Annotated in this window: 19 protein-coding genes; 8 read left to right on the top strand and 11 right to left on the bottom strand. The window is 71.8% G+C overall.

Going from position 1 to position 17883, the window contains the following annotated elements:
- Positions 1-39: 39 nt before the first annotated feature.
- Positions 40-1005, top strand: a complete 966-nt coding sequence (locus ACN6LD_RS35860; protein WP_319187197.1) for a GlxA family transcriptional regulator — start codon at positions 40-42, stop codon at positions 1003-1005.
- A gap of 10 nt (positions 1006-1015) precedes the next feature.
- Here the strand turns inward: ACN6LD_RS35860 and ACN6LD_RS35855 are convergent, their stop codons facing one another.
- The 10 genes from ACN6LD_RS35855 to ACN6LD_RS35810 all read right to left on the bottom strand — a co-directional run bounded on the left by ACN6LD_RS35855 (position 1016) and on the right by ACN6LD_RS35810 (position 11122).
- Positions 1016-2386 (bottom strand): bifunctional albaflavenone monooxygenase/terpene synthase, encoded by a 1371-nt coding sequence (locus ACN6LD_RS35855; RefSeq protein WP_319187199.1) that lies wholly within the window; start codon positions 2384-2386, stop codon positions 1016-1018.
- Positions 2383-3474, bottom strand: a complete 1092-nt coding sequence (cyc1, locus tag ACN6LD_RS35850; protein WP_445045330.1) for an epi-isozizaene synthase — start codon at positions 3472-3474, stop codon at positions 2383-2385. The genes ACN6LD_RS35855 and cyc1 overlap by 4 nt, the downstream gene beginning before the upstream one ends.
- 282 nt (positions 3475-3756) lie before the next feature.
- Complete coding sequence (def, locus tag ACN6LD_RS35845; protein ID WP_319187201.1) at positions 3757-4407, bottom strand: peptide deformylase; 651 nt, start codon at positions 4405-4407, stop codon at positions 3757-3759.
- 91 nt (positions 4408-4498) lie between these two features.
- Positions 4499-5479, bottom strand: coding sequence for a tetratricopeptide repeat protein (locus tag ACN6LD_RS35840; RefSeq protein ID WP_319187203.1), 981 nt, complete (start codon positions 5477-5479; stop codon positions 4499-4501).
- Positions 5480-5584: 105 nt separating this feature from the next.
- A complete protein-coding gene (locus tag ACN6LD_RS35835; protein WP_415924821.1) occupies positions 5585-6889 on the bottom strand; it encodes an HD-GYP domain-containing protein in 1305 nt (434 codons plus the stop codon).
- Positions 6886-8199 carry an HD-GYP domain-containing protein gene (locus ACN6LD_RS35830; protein WP_319187205.1) on the bottom strand — a complete coding sequence of 438 codons (1314 nt, stop codon included), beginning with the start codon at positions 8197-8199 and terminating at the stop codon, positions 6886-6888. Before ACN6LD_RS35830 ends, ACN6LD_RS35835 begins: the two co-directional genes overlap by 4 nt.
- Positions 8200-8367: 168 nt before the next feature.
- Positions 8368-8679 (bottom strand): mycothiol system anti-sigma-R factor, encoded by a 312-nt coding sequence (gene rsrA / locus ACN6LD_RS35825; RefSeq protein ID WP_306949371.1) that lies wholly within the window; start codon positions 8677-8679, stop codon positions 8368-8370.
- The gene (gene sigR / locus ACN6LD_RS35820; protein WP_307050312.1) at positions 8676-9371 is read right to left on the bottom strand and encodes an RNA polymerase sigma factor SigR; all 696 of its coding nucleotides are present in this window, start codon (positions 9369-9371) and stop codon (positions 8676-8678) included. The genes rsrA and sigR overlap by 4 nt, the downstream gene beginning before the upstream one ends.
- Positions 9372-9675: 304 nt before the next feature.
- Positions 9676-10302: an alpha/beta hydrolase family protein gene (locus ACN6LD_RS35815; protein WP_319187240.1), complete on the bottom strand. Its 627-nt coding sequence runs from the start codon at positions 10300-10302 to the stop codon at positions 9676-9678.
- A 4-nt stretch (positions 10303-10306) separates the two neighbouring features.
- A complete protein-coding gene (locus ACN6LD_RS35810; protein ID WP_319187208.1) occupies positions 10307-11122 on the bottom strand; it encodes an SOS response-associated peptidase in 816 nt (271 codons plus the stop codon).
- Positions 11123-11221: 99 nt separating this feature from the next.
- Here ACN6LD_RS35810 and ACN6LD_RS35805 point away from each other — a divergent pair, with 99 nt between their 5' ends.
- From ACN6LD_RS35805 to ACN6LD_RS35790, 4 genes are all read left to right on the top strand, one after another.
- Positions 11222-11944: a M50 family metallopeptidase gene (locus ACN6LD_RS35805; protein ID WP_319187210.1), complete on the top strand. Its 723-nt coding sequence runs from the start codon at positions 11222-11224 to the stop codon at positions 11942-11944.
- A 174-nt stretch (positions 11945-12118) separates the two neighbouring features.
- Complete coding sequence (aroA, locus tag ACN6LD_RS35800) at positions 12119-13462, top strand: 3-phosphoshikimate 1-carboxyvinyltransferase (protein WP_319187212.1); 1344 nt, start codon at positions 12119-12121, stop codon at positions 13460-13462.
- A gap of 11 nt (positions 13463-13473) precedes the next feature.
- Positions 13474-14484 (top strand): ribosome small subunit-dependent GTPase A, encoded by a 1011-nt coding sequence (gene rsgA / locus ACN6LD_RS35795; RefSeq protein WP_319187213.1) that lies wholly within the window; start codon positions 13474-13476, stop codon positions 14482-14484.
- A 144-nt stretch (positions 14485-14628) separates the two neighbouring features.
- On the top strand, positions 14629-14952 hold the full coding sequence (locus ACN6LD_RS35790) for a DMT family transporter (RefSeq protein ID WP_057584290.1): 324 nt from the start codon (positions 14629-14631) through the stop codon (positions 14950-14952).
- A gap of 156 nt (positions 14953-15108) precedes the next feature.
- Here the strand turns inward: ACN6LD_RS35790 and ACN6LD_RS35785 are convergent, their stop codons facing one another.
- Positions 15109-15720 (bottom strand): TetR/AcrR family transcriptional regulator, encoded by a 612-nt coding sequence (locus ACN6LD_RS35785; RefSeq protein WP_319187216.1) that lies wholly within the window; start codon positions 15718-15720, stop codon positions 15109-15111.
- 170 nt (positions 15721-15890) lie between these two features.
- On the opposite strand from ACN6LD_RS35785, the gene hisN reads away from it, so the two are divergent.
- The 3 genes from hisN (at position 15891) to ACN6LD_RS35770 (ending at position 17844) form a co-directional block, all read left to right on the top strand.
- The gene (hisN, locus tag ACN6LD_RS35780) at positions 15891-16691 is read left to right on the top strand and encodes a histidinol-phosphatase (RefSeq protein ID WP_319187217.1); all 801 of its coding nucleotides are present in this window, start codon (positions 15891-15893) and stop codon (positions 16689-16691) included.
- A 158-nt stretch (positions 16692-16849) separates the two neighbouring features.
- Positions 16850-17242 carry a CBS domain-containing protein gene (locus tag ACN6LD_RS35775; protein ID WP_306949378.1) on the top strand — a complete coding sequence of 131 codons (393 nt, stop codon included), beginning with the start codon at positions 16850-16852 and terminating at the stop codon, positions 17240-17242.
- Positions 17243-17424: 182 nt separating this feature from the next.
- Positions 17425-17844, top strand: coding sequence for a Fur family transcriptional regulator (locus tag ACN6LD_RS35770; protein WP_319187218.1), 420 nt, complete (start codon positions 17425-17427; stop codon positions 17842-17844).
- Positions 17845-17883 lie beyond the last annotated feature (39 nt).

The following is a 17883-nucleotide window of genomic DNA, read 5'->3' as shown; positions in this document are numbered from 1 at the left end:
CATCTTCAAATTACTGCCACTGCGGTGCACACTGGCGGCATGCTGAACAACGTGGCCGCGATCCTCCTGGACGGTGTGCACCCCTTCGAACTGGGCGTCGTCTGCGAGGTCTTCGGGATCGACCGCAGCGACGAGGGGCTGCCGGTCTACGACTTCGCCGTCGCCTCGGCGGAGGGGTCGACGCTGACCACCCACGCCGGGTTCACCATGAGCACCCGGCACGGTCTGGAGCGGCTGGAGAGCGCCGACCTGATCGCCGTGCCGGCCGGCGACACCTACGGCGAGCGGGACTTCCCGCCGGAGCTGCTCGACGCGCTGCGCCGGGCCGTGGACCGCGGCACGCGGGTGCTCAGCGTCTGCTCGGGGGCGTTCGTGCTGGGCGCGGCGGGACTGCTGGACGGGCGGCGCTGTGCGGTGCACTGGCGGCACGCCGAGCGGCTGGCCCGGCAGTATCCGCGCACCCTCGTGGAACCGGACGTGCTCTACGTCGACGAGGACCCGGTGATCACCTCGGCCGGGACGGCCGCGGGCATCGACGCCTGTCTGCACATCGTCCGCAAGGAGCAGGGCCCGGAGGTCGCCAACCGGATCGCCCGGCGGATGGTGGTGCCGCCGCACCGGGACGGCGGCCAGGCCCAGTACATCGAGCGGCCGCTGCCCCGGTCGCGGTGCGACACCGTCGGCGAGGTGCTCGCGTGGATGGAGCAGCACCTCGACCAGGAGATCACGGTCGAACGGCTCGCGGAGCGCGCGCACATGTCGCCGCGCACCTTCGCCCGCCGTTTCCAGCAGGAGACCGGCACCACCCCCTACCGGTGGCTGCTGCGTCAGCGGGTGCTGCTGGCGCAGCAGTTGCTGGAGGCCACGGACGAGACGGTGGACGCGATCGCCTGGCGCGCCGGTTTCGGCACGGCGGGCGCGCTGCGCCACCAGTTCGTGCAGGCGCTGGGGACGACCCCCAACGCCTACCGGCGCACGTTCCGCGGTCCGCAGGCCGTGGCCTGAGCCGCGGCCCTCACCCGGGTATCGCCCGCAGCAGCAGCCGGCGCGGCCGGAGCGTGATGCCGATGTGCGTCCGGTTGTCGGAGCCGGGCGCCGGCTCGAAGCGGAACGCCTTCGCCACCACCGCCGTGATCAGCGTCAGCTCGGCCATCGAGAAGTGGTCGCTGGGGCACTTGCGGTTGCCCACGCCGAACGGCGTCATCGCGTACTTCGGCAGCTCCGCGGAGCGTCCGGGCAGCCAGCGGTCGGGGTCGAACTCCGTGTGCCGCTCGTACGACCGCGGATCGCGCTGAACCGCGTACGGGCTGTAGACGATGTCGGCCCCGGCGGGAATGCGGTATCCGCCGAGCTCCGTGTCGGTCACCGCGCGCCGCGTCAATATCCATACGGCGGGATAGAGCCGCATGGTCTCGACGACGACATTGGCGGTGTGCCGGAGCTTTCGGACGTCGTCGAATGCGACCGGTCGGTCGCCGGCAACGTTTTTCACCTCTTCGCGGATCTTGTCCACTTGATCCGGGTGCTCGGTGAGGACGTGGAGCAACGACATGACCACTGAGCCGGCGGTTTCGCTGCCCGGGGTGAGTATCGCGATGACCTGGTCGTGGATCTCCTGCTCCCCGATCGGGTCGCCATTCTCGTCCTTCGCCTCCAGCAAAGCCGTCAGCAAATCGTCCGGTTTTTGACCGGATGCCCTTCGGTCGGCGACGATCTCGTCCACCAGCCGATGCAGATCGGCCAGCGCCCGGTTGAATTCTCGGTTGGCCGGAATCGGTACCCGATAAAGCGGTCCGAGAGGTACGACCATGCGCTGGTACATGCCGGCGAACAGCGTGGCGAGCGCGGAGGTGATGCGCTCGGACCGGGCGTCCATGTAGCTGCCGCGCATCAGGCAGCGGGCCGAGATGCGCACGGACACCCGGAATGCCTCCGCGGTGACGTCGAGGACCTCGCCCCTCGTCCAGCGCTCGACGAGCGCGTACGCCTCCTCCTCCATGATGGGGCCGTAGCCGGGGATGGCGTCGAGCCGGAACGCGGGCTGGATCGTGCGCCGCTGGCGGCGGTGCATCGGCCCGTTGGCCGTGGCCACGCCCTCTTTGCCGAGCAGGCTCTCCAGGGACTCCCACAGGGGGCCGGAGATGATGTAGTCGGGGCTGAGCGCCAGGGCCCCGGTGAGGTCCGGCGCGGTGACGGCGTACACCGTCTTGGGGCCCAGCCTGAGGCGGACCACGTCGCCGTGGTCGCGGAGCCGGGCCAGGAAGGCCAGCGGGTCACGGGCCAGCTTCCAGCCGTGCCCGAGGAGCGGGACCCTGCCGCCTGCCAGCGGTGGCTCACGCAGTTCGGGCGCCTCGGCGGTCGCGGGTTTCACCGACTCGACGGTCATTTCTCACCTGCCGCTTCGTTGTTGACGTACGGGGGCGTGGACCGGTCGTCCCAGCTTTCGACCATGTAACGGCCGGATTCGTGATGGAACCAGTAGACGGAACTGAACCAGTTCCGCATATTGCCGAGGCAAGCCCGCACGGCGGCGGCGAGCTGCATTCCGCGGACCGTCCCGTCGGCAAGTCGGTCGGCGAGCCTCAAGACGTCCTTCTCAACGGCGAGGAACTCGGATATGCATTCTTCGATGCGCCGCCTTATTTCTTCGACAGCCTCTTCGAGAGTCATTCCCTGATGAGTGACGAGACTGATTCCGAGATTGTGCACCTCATCGCCCGCCAATTCCTTGGGGAGCGAGCAGAGGTCGTTGTACCAGGCGGCGAACTCCTGACTCAGCAGGGCAGCGCGCCGATAGGACGGGTGTTTCCGTACGGAGTCCGGGAGTTCGCATCCCGCGCTCGGCTCCAGCAGGTCGGTCCAGATCCAGTGCGCGAACGTGAGCCGACGCAGGGCGAGGTATTCCTCGACACCGGGAATGCGTCCTTCGATGCGGTTGTGGAATTCCCGGTCGTACGCCTCGATCACGGTGTGGAAGTGCCGGGCGAACCGGGCGTTCCAGGTGCCGGGGAGGAAGGAGTACAGCCTGCCGACGCCGTCCGCGAGCCCGGCGACCAGCGGATCCCGGTGGGTCAGATGCTCCGCCGGGGAGTCCAGGGCCGCGTGTAAGCGGAACCTGAGCTGCCGCCAGGAGGACACCCTGCCGTGCACGACGTCACGGTCGTGCCGGTCGTCCCAGACGAAGAACCAGGCGCTGTAGTCGGCTATGGCCTGCAAGACCTCGTCGGGTGCGCCGAGGTAGTAGCCCGCCATCAAGTCCGTGTAGCAAAGACCGTCGGCATATTCGGCGACCTTCTCCGCCGGCATCAGCCTTTTTTCCAGCAGCCAGGAGCGGGTGTTCTCCTGCAACCGGGGCCAATATCGATGCAGTTGCCGGGGAAACGCCGACTCGATGACCGGAAGAGAGAGCGAGGGAGGGACCGCGGGCGCGGTCACCGTGGTGCTGTATGTGGTGCTGTATGGGAAAGCTGGCACGAACAACCCCTCTCAGCCGCCAGTGGCCGCACACCCCTACCGCCGTGCCGGGCGTGCGCCGTTGCGTATCCCCGCTCATCCCATTCAGCACTACAACTGACCGTTCTGGGAACGGATTTGCTTCATTCACTACCCCAACATGCCGAGAATCCGCCCCCAGGTGACTGGTTACGAGTCAGCAGATGTGCAGTAGATGTGCGTAAGCGACCGAACGTCCGTCGGACACACGAACGACGCCTGTCCGGAAGAAGTCCGGACAGGCGTCGGGTGTGCGGGTGCGGCTCAGCCGTTGGCGACCACGGGGTAGCGAGGCTCGTTCTCGGCCATCTGCCGCAGCGCGTCCTTGCGTTCACGCTTGGAGAGACGGTCGATGTAGAGGTACCCGTAGAGGTGATCGGTCTCATGCTGCAAACACCGTGCGAAGTACCCGGTGCCGCGCACCCTGATCGGGTTGCCCCGCTCGTCCTGACCCGTCACCTCGGCGTAGTCCGGCCGGGCCAGCGGCGCGTAGGCGGTCGGCACCGACAGACAGCCCTCGTTGCTGTCGTCCAGCCGGCGCCGGTCCGCGGGCAGCTCGACGAGCTTCGGGTTGCAGACGACGCCGACGTGCCGGGCGCCCTCGTCGTCGGGGCAGTCGTAGACGAAGACCTTCAGGTCCACGCCGATCTGGTTGGCGGCCAGGCCCACGCCCTCCGCGGTGCGCTGCGAGGCGAACATGTCGTCCACCAGCTTCAGCAGCTCGTCGTCGAACGCGGTGACGTCCTTGCACTCCTTGTGGAGCACCGGGTTGCCGACGACCGTGATCGGCCGCGAGGCGCCGCGCTCGCGGTGGGCCCGCTCGCGCTCCTCCGTCTCCTCGGTGTCGATGACGAAGCCCTCGTCGTCCACGGGGAGCACGCCCCCGTGCTGCTGATCGGTGTCCTGCTGCGCCATGACCGACGTATGCCTTCCTGACTGTGTCCTCCGAGGGCTGCCCTCGGACCCCCGCCCGGGGGTTCGTCGCTGATACAGGGTACGGGGACGGCTAGCAGACCTCTTCCAGGTCCCGCCAGTCACGGGTGTCCGGGCTGTCGGCGACCCACCCGTCCAGCAGCCCCCGCACCAGCGAGGCGGGCGCGGCCACCCCGCACTCCCGCTCCGGCGCCCACAGCTGCCCGTCGGTCACGTGCCCGAGCGGGCCCGGGTGTCCCGGCTCGCTGTGGTCGTGCGGGTCGAGGTGCTCGCCGTCCCCCTCGTCGGAGGGCATCCGCGACTCCGAGCACATCCGGCACAGCAGCCGCACCGAGGACGACCAGTCCTCCGCCGCGAAGCCCGCGTCGGCGGCCAGCTGCTCCAGAGCGTCGCGATCCGTCTCCGAGGCCGCCTCCAGCAGCACCACCCAGGTCGGCACGGGGGACGGGGCCCACAGCTCGATCTCGTCGAAGACGGGGTAGGAGTGGCCGGCGGAAGTGGTCCGCTCACCGTGCGGCACCCCGTCGTGCAGGACGACCTCGCCCCAGCGGCGCCCGGAGGACGGCAGCGGGATCGACAGCACCTCCATGCGGGCGGGATCCAGCCGCCGCCCCCACACCACCTCGGCCTCGCCCTCGGGCGACAGCCGTACGGCCGCGCTGCCCAGCTCCATCCCGACGGGCTCGCCCGCGCCCGTGGCCTCACCCGGCACGTACAGCCCGTAGGCCTGCCAGGCGCGGCGGGCCAGCGGCCAGTCCTGCAGGGCGGTGGCGGCGATGCCCACGTTCCACCAGTCGGGGGCCCCGGCCTCCCGGTCCAGCAGCGCGACGGCACGCAGACCGGCCGTGCGGGCCTGCTCCCAGTCGTGCCGGAACTTGTGCAGCAGGGCGAGGTTGAACCAGGACTCGGAAAGCCAGGGTTCCAGGTCGGCGGCACGTGTCAGGAGCGCGCCCGCGTCCTCGTACCGCCCGTCGCCGATCAGCGTGAACGCGCGATCGGTGGCCTGCCGCCAGGAGGCGGAGGGCCGGTGCCGTCCCTTGCCGAAGATCCTCACGATTCCCGCCTGCCAGTTCCGTTCTGTGGGCTGGCCAGTGCCCCCGGACACTCTCTCCCTCGCATCCAACCACGTGTGGCCGGAAGGCCGCTCATTACCCATGGGTTACCCACCCACGGGCAGGGTCAGACCCGTCCTCGAAAGCACCCTGGCCAGCGCCTCCACCACCTCGGGCGCGTACTCCCGGCCGGTGCCGAGGCGCAGCTCCTCCAGGGCGGCGAGAGGCCCGTCGGGACCGCTGCCCCGCACCCTCTCCTCGTATGCGTTCACCGCCCGGACTATGCGGGCCGCCAGCGGTTGCTCCGGGTAGGGGTCGGCCTGCCGCTCGACGACCGTCGCCACCTGGGCGCTCACCCCGGTCTGGCGGACGACGGCCCCTCCGAGCAGCGCGATCCGCCGCTGCTCGGCCGCCGGCAGGCCTGCCGTGGCCCCCGCCGGAACCGGGTCGACGAGGCTGAGCTGCCCGATGTCGTGCATCAGGGCGGCGTACTCGAGGACGGTCAGCTCGGGCTCCGGAAGCCGCAGGTCCCGGCCCACCGCCTGGCTGAGCGCGGCGACCCGGCGGGCATGCCCGGGCGGGGTGTACCCGGCGATCTCGGTGGCCCGGGCGAGAGAGGCGATGGTCTGCCGGTAGGTGGCGCGGACGGCCGCGTAGCGGCGCAGCGACAGCTGGGTGAGCAGCAGCGGCACCGAGAACACGGGGAGCGCCCACAGCCCGACGACGGCCACCGCGAGCGCCATCACCGCGCCGGTCGCGCACACCGCCGACCCGATCCCGGGCACCGCCCGCAGCTCCTCGCGCAGCAGCGGGGGGAACGGCCAGCCGGTGCGGGAGCAGGCGAGGGCGGCCGCCACCACGGCGTCGCACAGGACGGTCAGGACCAGCAGCGCCAGCAGCAGCAGCGCGTACGCGGGGCCGCTCCAGTCGGCGAAGGCCCCGCGGTTGTACAGGGGCTGGAAACAGACCGCGGCGAACCCGACGGCCAGTACGCGCCGGACCAGGTGGTCGAGGACCGGCCCCTGCCCGCGGGCCACCTGGGGCACGCTGCCGAGCAGGGAGGCGGCCGCGACCACCGCCACGACCTGCGCGACCCCGTGATGCGTGGGATGCCCGGCGTGCTCCCCGAGCAGCGCGTACGACAGTGACCCGGCGGCGCCGAGCGGCGCGGTCTCGCGCAGTCCGGGCCCGCTCGCCGGGCCGGCGTCGCCCGGGCGGAGCCGGGAGCGCGCAAGGGTCGGCTCGCCGACGGCCACGAGGATCCCGAAGGCGAGCGCGACGGGGCGCTCCCGCAGGCCCGTGAGGAAGGTGACGAGGAGGCAGCCCCCGACCAGGAGGACGGCGGCCGCGTAGAGAGCCGCCAGGGCGCTGCGGGAGGTCGTCGGCGCGCCCGGCTCGCGGCAGAGGGTCACCGGCGCGCCTCCGAGCGGTCGTCGGGCGTCGGGGCGGGAGCCGGCACGCCGGGCCGGCTCTCCTCGGCGGTCACCACCGGGTGCCAGCCGTCCCGACCGACGACCCGGGTCAGCGCGGTGACCATCCGGGGGTCGAAATGGGAGCCGGCGCACCGCCGCAGCTCCTCGAGGGCCGCCTCCACCGGCCGGGCCCGGCTGTAGGACCGGGTGGAGGTCATCGCGTCGAACGCGTCTGCGACGGCGACCACCCGCGCGGCCTCCGGGATCTGACCGCCCGCCAGTCCGTAGGGATAGCCGGTGCCGTCGATGCGCTCGTGGTGGTGGAGGATCGCCGAGCGCGCCTCGCCGAGGAAGGAGATGCCCCGGGTGATCTCGTGCCCGTACTCGGGGTGCAGCTCGATCACCCGGCGTTCCTCGGGCGTCAGCGGCCCCTCCTTGCGCAACAGCCGGGTGGGCACGCCGAGTTTGCCGACGTCGTGCAGGATGCCGGCGAACCGGAGCATCTCGATCCGGTGCTCGTCCATGCCGAGTTCGCGCCCGATCGACATCGAGGCCTGGCCGACGCGTTCGCTGTGGCCGCGGGTGTAGCCGTCCTTGAGGTCGACGGCCTGCACCAGGGCGCGGATGGTCGCCTGGTGGGCGGCTCGCTCACGGTGGTACTGGGCGAACACCCACCAGGAGACCGCCATGGGGAAGAGCACCAGCAGCGCCGCGACGGGGCCGTACGGGCTGCTCCACAGCACGGCCGTCATCAGCCCGGCGAGGCCGTGCACGGCGACCGGGGCGAGGGAGCGCAGGAAGAGCCCCTGACAGACCGCCCGCAGCGGGAGCCCCTCGGCGAGCGCCGACATCCCGCCGTCGAGGAGGGCGAGCGCGGCGCAGAACACCAGCACGGCCGCCCCCGCCGGCAGGAGTGCGGACGGCAGGTCGGAGCCGGCCACGGCCTCGCGTCCGCCGAGCGCCTCGTGCGTCCGTGCCGCCAGCCACACGGCGAGCGACGACTCGGCGGCCCGCCATACGCGGCGCAGCAGGAAGGGGGGCTGCTCGACGTGCGAGAACAGCGCGCCGGGCAGCGGGACGAGGGCGGCCGCGGAGGGCGCCAGCAGGAACGCCCCGGCGAGCAGCACGGGGTGGAGGGTGGCGGCGAACCTGCGGCGGGCGACCTGCTCGCCCGCCGCGTACACCGCGGCCAGCAGGGCCACGGCCCACCAGGGGGTCCGCGGGCCGGGGAGCGAGGGGAGCGTGCAGAACAGCGCGCCGAGGGCGACACAGGCGACGTAACCGCGCGCCCGCGCCGGGATCCCCTCCATGGGCCACTCCCCCCAGCCGTGCCTGTCCGGGCTCAGGAGCCTAGGACGGCCGGGGGTGGGTGTGCGGGCGTATCACCCGCGGATTAGCACATTCGGGTGACGGCGACGGGGCGCGGGCCCGATGTTCACCGCAGGCGGGCGAGCTCTCGGGCCCCGCGTCACCGCGGGTCAGGACTCCTGGGGAGTCGCCGACGTGGTGGCCACGTCATGCTCGGGGACGGCCTGGCCGGAGCGGATCAGGTCGATCCGGCCCATGACCTTGGCGCGCAGGTCGGTCGGCACGTCGTCCTGTCCGCAGCACCGCTTGACCAGCTTCTTCACGGCCTCTTCCAGCCCGTACTTCTCCAGGCAGGGCGAGCACTCCTCGAAGTGGTGCTGGAACTTGTCCCGGTCGAGAGGAGGCATCTCGCTGTCGAGATACTCGTACAGGTGGTCGAGGACCTCACTGCAGTCCGTCTCGTGCGGATCTCCGCAGCTCATGAGCCCGAACCTTTCGCTTCGTTCGACTCTCCGGCGCCGGCCGGGACCAGTCCGCGCTCACGGGCGTAGTCCTCGAGCATGCCGCGCAGTTGACGGCGGCCCCGGTGCAACCGGGACATCACCGTGCCGATGGGTGTGCCCATGATGTCCGCGATCTCCTTGTACGCAAAGCCCTCTACGTCCGCGAGATACACGGCGATCCGGAACTCCTCCGGAATGGCCTGAAGCGCTGCCTTCACGTCCGAGTCGGGCAGGTGGTCCAGCGCCTGCGACTCCGCGGAGCGCAGACCTGTGGACATGTGCGACTCGGCGCGCGCCAGCTGCCAGTCCTCGATCTCCTCGGCCGCGCTGCGCTGGGGTTCGCGCTGCTTCTTGCGGTACGAGTTGATGAAGGTGTTGGTCAGGATCCGGTAGAGCCAGGCCTTGAGGTTGGTGCCCTCCCGGAACTGGTGGAAGGACGCGTACGCCTTGGCGTACGTCTCCTGCACCAGGTCCTCGGCGTCCGCCGGGTTGCGCGTCATGCGCAGGGCGGCCGAGTACATCTGGTCGAGGAACTCGAGCGCGTCCCGCTCGAAGCGCGCGCTGCGCTCCGCGGTGGACTCCACGCCCGTCTCCCCGCTCACGCCCTGGCCCTCGGGCAGCTCCGCCTGGCCGTTGTCGGTCCCTGCGTCGGTACCGGTGACCGGACCCACCTCCTCAAGATCGCGGGCGGAACCGAAACCGATCCCACTCGAATCGGAGGATAGACGACTACCCGTGCCTGCCGCCGCTCGAACAGGAGCGATCTTGGCCGCGTGCAGCACCGTCCAGTCGAGGTCGGTACGGCTCGGGCAGATGGTCGAACCCATGCGGAGGACTTCCTCTCCCACTGACGTCGGTGCCGGATGTTCAGCACTTCTGTCCGCCTCAACAGCGAGGCCGCCCTCCGCATTCCCCGCGCACGGCACGCCGCCCGCAGCGCCCCGCACGTCGCACCCGGCCGTCGGCGCTCAGCGCTCAGCCGAGCGACCCGATCCACCGCACGACCGAGTCGGTGACGGTCTCCAGCGCCTGCTCCCGGGTCACGGGAGCCCTTTTCGGCACCGCGAACCCGTGATCGCCGTACGGCACCTCCACGAGTTCGTACGGGCCCTCGGGGAACTCCTCCGGCCTGCCGAACGGGTCGTTGCCGCCCTGGACGACGAGGGTGGGCGCCCCCGCGCCGAGCAGCTCCCCGGCGCGGGACTTCTCCGGCTTCCCGGGCGGGTGCAGCGGAAAAGCGAGCGCGAGCACCGCGTGGGCGCCGAGCTCGGCGGCGGTGCGGCAGGCCACCCGGGCCCCGGCCGACCGGCCGCCGGAGATCACCGGCGCCCCGGACGCGGTGACGGCCGGCCAGATCCCGCGCCAGCCGACGTCGAGGGTCTTCGGAGCGGGCGCGACCTTCCTGCCGGCCACCCGCCAGGGCTGCTCGACCAGGGCCACACTCACCCCGTGCCCGGGCAGCACGGCGGCGAGCGCCTGGAGGTCGCGGGCGTCGACGCCGCCGCCCGCCCCATGGCTGACGGCGAGGACGAAAGCCGGTCTGCCGGCGCGATGCCAGGTGATGCGGGCGGTCCCCGCCTCGGTCTCCACGGTTTCGGTGATCACGTCAGAAGAGTGTGCCCTCCTCGGGCCCGTCCAGCTCCTTCAGCAACTCCGCGCCGTTGTTGCGGACGTTGCTGACGGCCGTGGAGACCGGGTAGGCGCGCATCAGCCCCTCCGCCGGCGGCTCGAGGAGCGGGCGCAGGCCGTCGACGTCGGTGCGCGCCGGGTCGAGCCAGGCGTCCCAGCGGTCGGGGGTGAGCATCAAGGGCATCCGGGGGTGGATGTCGGCGAGGGCGTACGGGCCGTCGGCGGGGGCCACGGCGAGCGGGGAGGTCTCCGCCTCGGTGGTGATCACTGAGCACGTCGTCCACCAGGCCTGCGGGTGGTCGTCGGGCAGGGTCCGGTCCCGCCAGAACTCGTAGAGCCCGGCCATCGCGAAGACCGTGCCGTCTGCCGGGAGCACGAAGTAGGGCTGCTTGCGCGGCCGCTTCTTCTTCCCCTCGACCTCGAGATCCCGCTCCTGGACGCCGGTCACCCACTCGTAGTAGCCGTCGGCGGGCAGGATGCAGCGCCGGGCGGCGAAGGCACGGCGGTACGACGGCTTCTCGTGCACCGTCTCCGCGCGCGCGTTGATCATCCGGGCGCCGCCCTCGGGGGTCTTCGCCCAGGACGGCACCAGCCCCCACTTCAGCCTGCGCAGCTGACGAACCGGGCGCTTGTCCTCGGCGTCCTTCACAGGACGGTCGAGAACGGCGTAGACCTCCTTGGTCGGCGCCACGTTGTAGTCGGGCTCCAGGCTCTCCTCGGGCTCCCACTTCTCGACTTCGAAGATTCCTGCGAGATCCTCGGGCCCACGACTGGCTGCATACCGTCCGCACATACGTGCCACACTGCCAGGCCGACCCGTCACCCGGCCACCACCACCGGCGCCGGCGCCACACGCCGACCCGTGCATCACGAGAGGGAGCCACCCCCGACCATGGACAGCACCGCCGCCCTCGCGCTGCCCGACCTGTGGGACCGTCTCGTCGGCACCCAGACCGACCCCGACCTGTGGGTGGTGATCGCCACCGCGGTGGCGGCGCTCGCGGTCGTCGTGCCGCACCGCCTGTGGCGGGTCTCCCGCAACGCGATCACCATCGCGCACGAGGGCGGCCACGGCCTGGTCGCGCTGCTGACCGGCCGTCAGCTGACCGGGATACGGCTGCACTCCGACACCAGCGGCCTCACCCTCAGCCGGGGCAAGCCGCACGGCCTCGGCATGATCCTCACCGCTGCCGCCGGCTACCCCGCTCCCCCGCTGCTCGGCCTCGGCGGCGCCGCCCTGCTGGGCGCCGGCCGCATCACCCTTCTGCTCTGGGCGGCGACAGCCCTGCTGCTGGCGATGCTGGTGATGATCCGCAACGCGTACGGCGCCTTGACGGTCGTCCTCACCGGCGGCGCCTTCCTGCTCGTGTCCTGGCTGGCGGGCCCACAGGTGCAGGCGGCGTTCGCGTACGCGGTGGTGTGGTTCCTGCTGCTGGGCGGGGTCCGTCCGGCGTTCGAGCTGCAGGCGAAGCGGTCGCACGGCGGGGCCGGAGACTCCGACGCGGACCAGCTGTCGAGGCTGACGCACGTACCGGCCGGCCTGTGGCTGTTCCTCTTCCACGCGGTGAGCCTGTGCGCGCTGCTGGGCGGCGGCAGGTGGCTGCTGGGCCTGTAGCCGGCGGCCCGCGCCGGCGGCCTCCCGCGGCCCGTGGCATCTCTCCCGGAGGCGTGGCCGCCCGGCCGCGGCCCCGCCGCGGTGCGCGGCATGACCGGCCGCGCACCTCGGCGCGGCCGGTCATGGGCGCTCGCGCCCGAACGACGGTCTCCCGAGTTCATTAGAGTGGAGTCCATGGCCCCGAACCCCGCCCACACCGCCCTCTGGCCCGCCCCGCACGCGAGCGAGGCCGTCGACGCGACGGTCCACGTGCCGGGGTCGAAGTCCGTCACCAACCGCGCGCTGGTGCTGGCCGCCCTGGCCTCCGAGCCCGGCTGGCTGCGCCGCCCGCTGCGCTCCCGCGACACCCTGCTGATGGCCGACGCCCTGCGGGCCATGGGCGTCGAGATCGAGGAGACGGTGTCGTCCAGTTCCACCGGCGGCGCGGGGAACCCCGACCGCGCGGGCGAGGCGTGGCGCGTGCTGCCCGACGGCCTGCGCGGCCCGGCCACGGTGGACGTGGGCAACGCGGGCACCGTGATGCGCTTCCTGCCGCCGCTCGCCGCCCTCGCCGACGGACCGGTCCGTTTCGACGGCGACCCGCGCTCCTACGAGCGTCCCCTGCACGGCGTCATCGACGCGCTGCGCGTCCTCGGCGCCCGCATCGACGACGACGGCCGCGGGGCGCTGCCGTTGACCGTGCACGGCAGCGGCGCGCTGGACGGCGGCCCGGTGGAGATCGACGCCTCGTCCTCGTCCCAGTTCGTGTCGGCCCTGCTGCTGTCGGGGCCGCGCTTCAACCAGGGCGTGGAGGTCCGGCACACCGGCTCCTCGCTGCCGTCGATGCCGCACATCCGGATGACGGTCGACATGCTGCGCGCGGTCGGCGCCCAGGTGGACACCCCGGAGTCGGGCGGCGAGCCGAACGTCTGGCGGGTCACGCCGGGCGCCCTGCTGGGCAGGGACCTCACGATCGAGCCGGATCTGTCCAACGCCCAGCCGTTCCTGGCAGCGGCACTGGTCACCGGCGGCCGGGTGCTGATCCCCGACTGGCCGGCCCGCACCACCCAACCGGGTGACCGGCTGCGCGAGATCTTCACCGAGATGGGCGGTTCCTGCGAACTGGCCGACTACGGCCTGGTCTTCACCGGCTCGGGCTCGGTCCACGGCATCGACGTCGACCTGGGCGACGTCGGCGAGCTGACGCCGGGCATCGCGGCGGTCGCCGCCCTCGCGGACTCCCCGTCCACCCTGCGCGGCGTCGCCCATCTGCGGCTGCACGAGACGGACCGGCTGGCCGCGCTGACCAAGGAGATCAACGAACTGGGCGGGGACGTCACGGAGACCGCCGACGGTCTGCACATCCGTCCGCGCCGGCTGCACGGCGGGATCTTCCACACCTACGACGACCACCGCATGGCGACGGCCGGCGCGATCATCGGCCTGGCCGTGGAGGGCGTGCAGATCGAGAACGTGGCGACGACCGCGAAGACCATGCCGGACTTCCCGGAACTGTGGACCGGGATGCTCGGGGCGTAGGGACTTCTGCCATGCGCCGCTACGGCAAGCACACCGACGAGGACGACATCCGCAGCCGCCCGAACCGCAAGGGCAACCGGCCTCGCACCCATATCCGGCCCAAGCACGAGGACTCCGTCGAGGGCATGGTCCTCACCGTCGACCGGGGCCGGCTGACCTGCCTGGTCGAAGACCGGATCGTGCTGGCGATGAAGGCCCGCGAGCTGGGCCGCAAGGCGGCGGTGGTGGGCGACCGGGTCGACCTCGTCGGCGACCTGTCGGGCACGAAGGACACCCTGGCCCGCATCGTCCGCATCGGCGAGCGCACGTCGGTGCTCCGCCGCACCGCGGACGACGACGACCCGTACGAGCGCGTCGTCGTCGCCAACGCCGACCAGCTGGCGGTCGTCACCGCCCTGGCCGACCCGGAGCCCCGCCCGCGTCTGATCGACCGCTGTCTCGTCGCGGCCTTCGACGGCGGCCTGACCCCCCTGCTGGTCATGACGAAGTCGGACCTGGCCTCACCGGACAAGCTGCTGGAGCTGTACGGCCACCTCGACATCCCGTACGTCGTCACCAGCCGGGACGAGCTGGAGAACGGCGCCGCTGCGGACGTGGTGCGCGAGCATCTGGCCGGGCGGATCACGGCGTTCGTCGGTCATTCCGGCGTCGGCAAGACGACGCTGGTCAACGCGCTGGTCCCGAAGGAGCGGCGGCGGGTGACCGGCCATGTGAACGCGGTGACCGGACGCGGCCGCCACACCACGACCTCGGCGCTGGCCCTGCCGCTGGCGGGCACGGACGACTGGGTGATCGACACTCCGGGCGTGCGGTCCTTCGGTCTGCACCACGTCGACCCGTCCCGGGTGATCCTCGCCTTCCCCGACCTGGTGCCCGGCACCGAGGGCTGCCCGCGCGCGTGCAGTCACGACGAGCCGGACTGCGCGCTGGACGCCTGGGTGGCCGACGGCCACGCCGACCCGGCGCGGCTGTACTCGCTGCGCCGGCTGCTCGCCACGCGCGAGCGCACGGAGGGCGACTGACCCGTCGGCCGGACCGCCGGCGCCCCGGGCCTGATGCCCCGTCACACTCACCGGCTGACCACCGCGTTGTTTGCGTCGGCCCGGGGCCGGTAAGTGCATAATCGCACCGAGCCGGACCGGGCCGGTCAAACGGAGGGACAGCACATGGCGTGGCTGCTGGTCGTCGTGGCCGGACTGCTCGAGACCGGTTTCGCCGTCTGCCTCAAGCTGTCCCACGGCTTCACGAGGCTCTGGCCGACCATCGCCTTCTGCGCCTTCGCCCTCGGGAGCTTCGGCCTGCTGACCCTCTCGCTGAAGAAGCTCGACGTGGGCCCCGCCTACGCGGTGTGGACGGGCATCGGCGCGGCGGGAACCGCCATCTACGGCATGGTCTTCCTGGGCGACCTGGTGTCGACGCTGAAGCTCATCTCCATCAGCCTGGTGATCATAGGAGTGATCGGGCTGCAGCTGTCGGGGTCGGCTCACTAGGGCGTGTGTCGGACGCCTCAGGCGGCGGGCGCATCGGGGCCGGAACCGGTCTGCGACGTCCTGGTCGCCGGACGGTCCAGTGCCCGGACGGTCCAGGACCCGGACAGTCCAGGACCCGGACAGTCCAGGACCCGGACGGTCCGATTTCTCGACGGTCTAGGCCCTGGCCGGTCGCTGCAGGGCGCCTCGCACCAGGTCGGCCACCCCGTCCTCCCCCGGCGGGGGTGCGGCGAGACAGGACAGCGCGAGACGGACGGCGAGTTCCGAGCACCGGGCGAGATCGGCCGCGTCGGCGCGGACGGCGCCGGGGCCGGAGAGCACGGCGACGGCCCGGTCACGGACGGCGCCGACGAGGTCGGCGGGTGAGGGCAGCGGCCCGTCCGCCCGCCGCTGGGCCGGCACAGCGGAGGAGGACGGCACTGCCGAGAGCGTCGGCGAGGGCAGCCGTTCGCTCCAGAACCCGGTGAGGACGGCCCGTACGAGGACGTTCTCCCGGGCGGCGGAGGCGGTCCACTCGGCGGTGGCGGCGAGCCGCTCGCGGATGTCGCCGTGCGCGGCGAGTGCGCGCTCGACCCCGGCGAGGTATCCGTCGGCCTCGCGCCTGACCAGGGCCCGGGCCAGACCGTCCTTGCTGCCGAACTCGTTGTACAGCGTCTGCCGGGACACCCCGGCGGACGCCGCGACGTCCACCATCCGCACCGCGGCCCACGGCCGTAGCGCCAGCGCCTCGAAGGCGGCGTCCAGTAGGGATTCCCGCGCTGCAGGCATCGTCGCCTCCCTGGAGCGAGTGGCTCTGCGCCCAGGTTTGACGCGCACGGCCGCACTGTCAAGGGTGGCGGAGCCACCGACCGGTGATCGGCGCCTCTCCCGACCTCCCCGGGCCTTACGCCGCCGCCCCCTGTGGCCCCTGTTCGGCTTGGCCGGATACGGTTCGTCCCATGCCGGACTACCTGGACGACCTCCGCCTCGCGCACGTGCTCGCGGACGCCGCCGACGCCGCGACCATGGCCCGTTTCAAGGCCCTCGACCTCAAGGTCGAGACCAAACCGGACATGACCCCGGTGAGCGAGGCCGACAAGGCCGCGGAGGAGCTCATCCGGGGCCAGCTCCAGCGCGCCCGTCCCCGGGACGCGGTCCTGGGCGAGGAGTACGGCGTCGAGGGCACCGGCCCCCGCCGCTGGGTGGTCGACCCGATCGACGGCACCAAGAACTACGTACGGGGCGTGCCCGTCTGGGCCACCCTGATCTCGCTGACGGAAGCGGCCGAGGGCGGCTACCAGCCCGTCGTCGGCCTGGTCTCCGCGCCGGCGCTGGGCCGCCGCTGGTGGGCCGCGAAGGGCCACGGCGCGTTCAGCGGCCGCAGCCTGTCCTCCGCGAGCCGGCTGCACGTCTCACGCGTCTCGCGGATCTCCGACGCCTCTTTCGCGTACTCCTCGCTGAGCGGCTGGGAGGATCGCGGGCTGCTGAACGGCTTCCTCGACCTGACCCGCGACGTGTGGCGCACGCGCGCGTACGGCGACTTCTGGCCGTACATGATGGTCGCCGAGGGCTCGGTCGACCTGTGCGCCGAACCCGAGCTCTCCCTCTGGGACATGGCGGCCAACGCGATCATCGTGACGGAGGCGGGCGGCGCCTTCACCGGCCTCGACGGCCGCCCGGGCCCGCACAGCGGCAACGCCGCCGCCTCCAACGGTCTCCTCCACGACGAGCTGCTGGGCTATCTCGAACAGCGTTACTGAGGCGCGTCCGGAACGCCCAGATGAGCGCGCGCGCCCTCAATCGGCCGCGCGCGCCCTCTTGTTGACCCCTGCTTTACCTGCCACGCTGACAGCACCCCCACTTGTGAACTTGTGAATCCATGAACGACCCGTGGATTCTTAGGAGGTGGCATCAGCCCATGCTCGTACGCGACGCCATGAGCACGGTGGTTCTCACCATCGGCCCCGCACACACCCTCCGTCAGGCCGCAGCCCTGATGGCCGCCCGCCGCGTCGGCGCGGCGGTCGTCCTGGACCCCGACGCCGGCGGCATCGGGATCCTCACCGAGCGGGACATCCTCAACTCCGTGGGCCTCGGCCAGGATCCGGACACCGAACGCACCCACGCCCACACCACCGACGACGTCGTCTTCGCCGCCCCGACCTGGACCCTGGAGGAGGCGGCCCGGGCGATGGCGCACGGCGGCTTCCGTCATCTGATCGTCCTCGACCACGGCGGACCGGCCGGCATCGTCTCGGTCCGCGACATCATCCGCTGCTGGGCGCCGGCCCGTCAGCAGGTGCCCGTCTGAATTCGACGACGCCCGCCCGAACCCTTCGACAGGCGCCCGCCCGAACCCGACAGCAGGCGTCCGTCCGAACACGGAACGCGCCCGGGCGCAGTGAAACAGACTCTGGAATCCGTCCAAGTCCATCCAGAATCTAAAGTCACACTGGTTCGTGACCTGGTCCGGTCGACTGTTAGACTGGATCCATGAGTGACCTTCTGGAACGGCTGCGCGGACGCGGATGGCGGATGACCGCACAGCGACGCGTCGTGGCCGAGGTGCTCGAGGGCGACCACGTCCACCTGACGGCCGACGAGGTGCATGCGAGAGCGGTGGTCAGGCTGCCCGAGATCTCCCGGGCGACCGTCTACAACACGCTCGGCGAGCTCGTCTCCCTCGGCGAGGTGCTCGAGGTGGCCACCGACAAGCGCGCCAAGCGTTACGACCCGAACGCCCACCGTCCGCACCACCACCTGGTGTGCGCCCGCTGCGGCGCCATCAAAGACGTGCATCCGGTCGGCAACCCGCTGGCCGACCTCCCCGACTCGGAGCGCTTCGGCTTCACCGTGTCGGACGTCGAGGTGACCTACCGCGGCATCTGCCCGAACTGCGCTGCCGCAGCCTGACCCGCGCTCGACCTGTGGCCCCGGCCTCCCTCCAGGGAG

Source organism: Streptomyces sp. SAS_272 (genome assembly GCF_052543235.1).
The sequence above is the reverse complement of the archived record's forward strand: the minus strand, read 5'-3'. Positions and strand labels throughout refer to the sequence as shown.